This window comes from Methanocalculus sp. (assembly GCF_029762515.1).
In the GTDB taxonomy this organism is placed as follows: Archaea; Halobacteriota; Methanomicrobia; order Methanomicrobiales; family Methanocorpusculaceae; genus Methanocalculus.
Genome location: NZ_JARVGN010000173.1, coordinates 1 through 4,638, shown reverse-complemented (window position 1 = coordinate 4,638; position 4,638 = coordinate 1). Strand labels below are relative to the sequence as shown.

The 4,638-nt window shown below is 52.7% G+C and carries 6 protein-coding genes and 1 pseudogene; 4 read left to right on the top strand and 3 right to left on the bottom strand.

The window, feature by feature from the left end; genetic code table 11:
* A pseudogene (locus tag QCH34_RS07195) lies at window positions 1-216 on the top strand (proteasome-activating nucleotidase); the annotation flags it as partial.
* Window positions 217-219: 3 nt separating this feature from the next.
* Here QCH34_RS07195 and QCH34_RS07190 read toward each other — a convergent pair.
* The gene (locus QCH34_RS07190) at window positions 220-693 is read right to left on the bottom strand and encodes a DUF5804 family protein (protein WP_300332280.1); all 474 of its coding nucleotides are present in this window, start codon (window positions 691-693) and stop codon (window positions 220-222) included.
* Between the two features lie 14 nt (window positions 694-707).
* Window positions 708-1,889: a proteasome-activating nucleotidase gene (locus QCH34_RS07185; RefSeq protein ID WP_300332278.1), complete on the bottom strand. Its 1,182-nt coding sequence runs from the start codon at window positions 1,887-1,889 to the stop codon at window positions 708-710.
* Window positions 1,890-1,933: 44 nt separating this feature from the next.
* Here QCH34_RS07185 and QCH34_RS07180 point away from each other — a divergent pair, with 44 nt between their 5' ends.
* The 3 genes from QCH34_RS07180 to QCH34_RS07170 are packed head-to-tail and all read left to right on the top strand — an operon-like array spanning window position 1,934 to window position 4,137.
* Window positions 1,934-2,344 (top strand): DUF126 domain-containing protein, encoded by a 411-nt coding sequence (locus QCH34_RS07180; protein ID WP_300332277.1) that lies wholly within the window; start codon window positions 1,934-1,936, stop codon window positions 2,342-2,344.
* Window positions 2,345-3,472, top strand: coding sequence for a TIGR04013 family B12-binding domain/radical SAM domain-containing protein (locus QCH34_RS07175; RefSeq protein ID WP_300332274.1), 1,128 nt, complete (start codon window positions 2,345-2,347; stop codon window positions 3,470-3,472). It begins immediately after the preceding gene.
* The gene (locus QCH34_RS07170; protein ID WP_300332271.1) at window positions 3,469-4,137 is read left to right on the top strand and encodes a metallophosphoesterase; all 669 of its coding nucleotides are present in this window, start codon (window positions 3,469-3,471) and stop codon (window positions 4,135-4,137) included. Before QCH34_RS07175 ends, QCH34_RS07170 begins: the two co-directional genes overlap by 4 nt.
* Here QCH34_RS07170 and cyaB read toward each other — a convergent pair.
* Window positions 4,100-4,638, bottom strand: a 539-nt coding sequence (cyaB, locus tag QCH34_RS07165; RefSeq protein WP_300332269.1) for a class IV adenylate cyclase, incomplete at its 5' end; no start/stop codon positions are given. The two genes, QCH34_RS07170 and cyaB, sit on opposite strands and share 38 nt — an antisense overlap.

Here is a 4,638-nt window from a genome sequence, read left to right as displayed (position 1 = left end):
GAGAATGTTGATCTGAAAAAGGTTGCCGGAATCACCGAAGGGAAGAATGGTGCTGATCTTGCTGCCATCTGTATGGAAGCAGGCATGTGCGCAATTCGCGAGGAGAGGACTGCTGTTACCCAGGATGACTTCGAAAAAGCTGCAAGAAAGGTCACCCTTGATTTCGAGCGGAACCGGATGACGTACTCCTCTGGCACTGGAACAATGTTTGCCTGAGCGTCACTCCGTATCTTCTATTTTTTCATCCGGAGCGCGAGGGATCTGATACTCTGCATCACCAGATGATGTATCCGGTGACTCAGGCATCTCTCCCTCTTTTCCTGCCTCATCATGGGTACAGAGAACCGTGAGGGTGGTGATCCCCTCAACTCCTGATATCCTGCATATATAGGAAAATTCCCAGTCTTCTCCAGGATAGGGGAGATTCCGATCATAGATCTCTTTTGCAAGCCCAAGAGAGATAATATGGCCATCCCCGGTCTTCATCAGAAAAACCCGTGTGTATCGTCTGATATACCAACGGAGTTCAGAAGCAAGTGAGAGGCCTGATCCGAGTGTTGCAACAGGCACCTCAACCCCGCCGCCAGGAAAGCGTTTTGGTGCATAAAACCTGAGGATCAGCCTGCTCGTCTCGGATTGAAGAAAAGTTTGATAGAGGTCGATGCCGGGCTTTGGGATGAAGATAACCCGCATAGAGGCGACCCCTTTTACAGGTACATGCGTGTGTCCGGCTCAACCTTCTTATGCCTGACTTTATCAACAGCCGCCTCGAAGTGCGGCATCGCAACAGAATCTGCATTCTGCCTGACTGCGATCATCCCCGCTTCACGGCATATTGCCTCAAGTTCTGCGCCCGTAGATCCCTCGGTAAGATCAGCAATTGAATCGAGATTGACATCCGCAAGGCTGAGGTTCTTTGAATGGATCTTCAGGATCTCCCGGCGTGCCGATCCATCGGGGAATGGGATCTCAATCAGCCGATCGAACCTTCCGGGGCGGAGGAGGGCAGGATCAAGCATGTCGGGCCGGTTTGTTGCGGCCATGATCCTGATCTCCCCGCGATTATCAAAGCCGTCCATCTCGGCGAGAAGCTGCATCAGGGTTCGCTGCACCTCGGCAGATCCGGATGTCCCGTCATGGGTCCTGGTGCTGCCGACCGCATCGATCTCATCGATGAAGACGATTGCAGGCGCCTTCTCACGGGCTAGCTGGAAGAGTTCGCGGACAAGCTGTGCTCCTTCCCCGATGAACTTATGGACAAGCTCGGATCCTGACATCCTGATGAAGGTGGCGTTTGCATTATGGGCGATCGCCTTTGCGATCAGGGTCTTTCCGGTACCGGGTGGTCCATACAGCAGGATGCCCTTTGGAGGCTCAACACCGAGCCTCTTGAAGACCTCCGGCCGGGTGAGCGGATACTCCACTGCCTCCCGCACCTCTTCGATCTCACTGGTCAGGCCGCCGATCTCACCAAAGGTCTGTGTTGGTGATAACTCAAGCTCCATAACCCTGACACGGGAGTCGAAGGTTGTTCCAACGACCTTAACGATGGAGAGCGCGTTATTCACGGCGACTTTTGAACCTGCCTTCAGGAGGGGATAGATGTCATCTCCGGCATGGGTGATGTACTCCTGGTTATTCCCCTGCTGACGAAGGTAGACCTCACCACCTGGCAACTTTTCGATAACAACTGCAACAAAGAGTGGAAGCCGCTTTAACTGCGTGTTCTCACGCTTCAGCTGGCTGTTCTCCTCACGGAGCTTCATGACCTCTCTCTGTTGTACTTCCAGTTTTTCGCGAAGCTCGACCAGCGTTTCATAGAGCTCTTTTAACTGCTGTGACTGAAGTGTCGAGTCATTGCATGGGTTGTCGATGAGGGATTCGTCCATGGCTATAATATACTCTATGCTCCCACCACTTATTAGGTGGTATTGTGATAATCAAAGGACGATCCATTGCAAAAGGTATAGCCAGCGGGGAACTGATCATGACCGACGCCCCGATATCATTTCTCTCCGGGGTCGACCCGGATACCGGGATCATCATTGAGAAAGGCCATCCCCTTGAGGGTGTTTCAATTGCCGGAAAAGTCCTTGCATTCCCCTTTGGAAAGGGCTCAACAGTCGGATCCTATGTGATATACAGCCTGAAAAAGAATGATTGTGCACCTGCCGCCATGATCAATTCCGAGGCTGAGGCGATTATTGCTGTTGGGGCAATTATCTCAGGAATTCCAATGATCGACCAGCTGGAAGGCGGTCTCTCTTCCCTGAAGAGCGGGATGGCTGTCACCGTCGATGGTGATCGCGGCGAACTCATCTGTCCCGATCAGGCGAATGCATAGATGAAGGTCGTCTGGCGTGACATCAGGGCTGCCCGGAATACCTATGCGGTTCTGTATGCTGCATGCAGAATGGCTGGATATCAGCTTGATCTCTCAGGCACCCCGGACGGGGATGTCACCTGTTACAGTCTGAACAGTATCAACGAGCCTCAGTTCAGATCCGAGATCCGGGATGCACCTGGAATTACAATCGTCGGGGGTCCGCATGCCTCTGCATGCCCGATGGAGGTTGCAGAGTATGCAGACTATGTGATCGTCGGTGAAGGGGAGAAGACCCTCCCCCGGCTTCTTGCAGCAATTCAGTCAGGATCAACTGATAAAATCCCCGGCGTTGCGACCAGTGCAGGGTACACCCCCACAGACCACACCGTCCTCCTTGATGGGTATCCCTGTTTTCTGGAGGTGAAGGGCTATCTTGAGATAACCCGTGGATGCCCGCATGCCTGTGCCTACTGCCAGACTCCACGGCTCTTTGGAAGGTGGATGCGGCATCGGAGCATTGATGCGATTGCAAGGGCTGCAGAACGGGTTTCAGATGCACGTTTTGTCACTCCCAATGCGCTTGCCTATGGATCAGATGGGAGGACTCCCCGCCTTGATCGGGTGGAGGCACTCCTGAAGCGGCTCTCTACAATGAACCGGATCTGGCTTGGCACCTTTCCCTCTGAAGTCCGCCCGGACTGGCTTTCGGATGATGCCCTTGAATTGATTGGCAGGTATGGTGCGGGAAGAAAGATCCATTTTGGGGCGCAATCCGGAAGCGATCGTATCCTCCAAATGATCAACAGGGGACATACCCGGAGTGATGCAGAAGAGGCCCTTGATCTCTGTAGATCCCATGGGTTTCTTCCGATTGTTGATATGATCGTCGGGTTTCCGGGTGAGACAGAAGAGGATCTGGAGATGACGATGGATCTGATCAGGTCAATAATCAGGAATGGTAAAGTGCATCTCCATTATTTTCAGCCGCTCCCGGGAACTCCCCTTGCCGGAACAGAACCAACACCCCTCCCTCCTCATATCGAGAAAGCCTTTGGATCGCTCGCACTCTCCGGTAAGATCACCGGGTACTGGATGGAACCCGAACGAAGGTTTTTGAGTATTCCGCGTGATAATGAAGATATATGATGAAAGCACTGCTCCTTGCGGATCTCCATGGCAACTACGATCATATCGATCAACTGCTTGCAACCGATCCGGACTGCCTCTTTATTGCCGGCGATGTCACCCAGATGGGTCCGGTTGAGGATATCTCTGCTTTAACCAGAAGGCTCGGCCTTCCGGTTCTGGCCGTTCCCGGAAACTGCGATCCCCGCGAATCACTTGCCTGCCTGGATAACTCGGATGCCGTCTGTCTGCATGGATCATCGATCACCTTTGGATCAGTTACTATTGCCGGAATCGGCGGATCGAATCCGACACCCTTTGATACGCCGTTTGAATGCAGCGAAGAGGAGATCGATTCCACGCTGGAAAACCTTCTGAAGAGGATGCAGAAGAATAAAACAAATATCCTCATCTCCCATGCACCGCCCTTTGGGATCCTCGATGAGGTCAGCCCCGAGGTACATGTCGGATCAGTGAGTGTCAGAAAACACCTGGGTGCCTTTGATCTTATCTGCTGTGCCCATATCCATGAACAGCGGGGTGTTGTAAAGGAGGGCAATACATGGGTGGTGAACCCGGGACCCGCCTCAGAGGGCTATGGCGCCCTGATTCAGATAGGAGACGGTGATGGGGAGATTGAGATCGAACTCATCTCTGTTCTTTCAGCAGAAGCTCAAGATAACTGAGCGTGAGCCGCTCTCCAATAATCCCATATTCTTTTGCAATTCTCTCGATCTCTTTTTCAGATTCATCCTGCAAGAGCCCTGCTGCCGCTTCGATCTCAGCAAAAGTGCCTAGCCCGTCCACGGAATCAAGCGTCACCGTCGCTTTCCCTATTCTATAGGATTCCCTATATTTTTTGACAGCAGCAGTCTTCTGAAAACCGATCCGCTGAAGGAGCAGATCCATCGTCTCAAGGGATTCAACCCTGAGATTCAGCTCTTCCCGTGCCTTGAATGAGCCTGAGCCGATCTTTGGTCCCTTGTAGGTGAGGAGGGCATAATCATTCGCCTTCCTCAGCCTGAGTGCCTCGTCTGTCTCTGCGAAGTTTCTCTCAGGGCTGTTGTAATAGGCATCAAACTCATCACCTTTTTCAAGGAGTGGAGCGCCGGATGCGAGGATCCGCTCCCGGATTGGTTGGAGATCCGCGACTTTCACTTTAATCTCTATCTCAAGCATGAGGTACC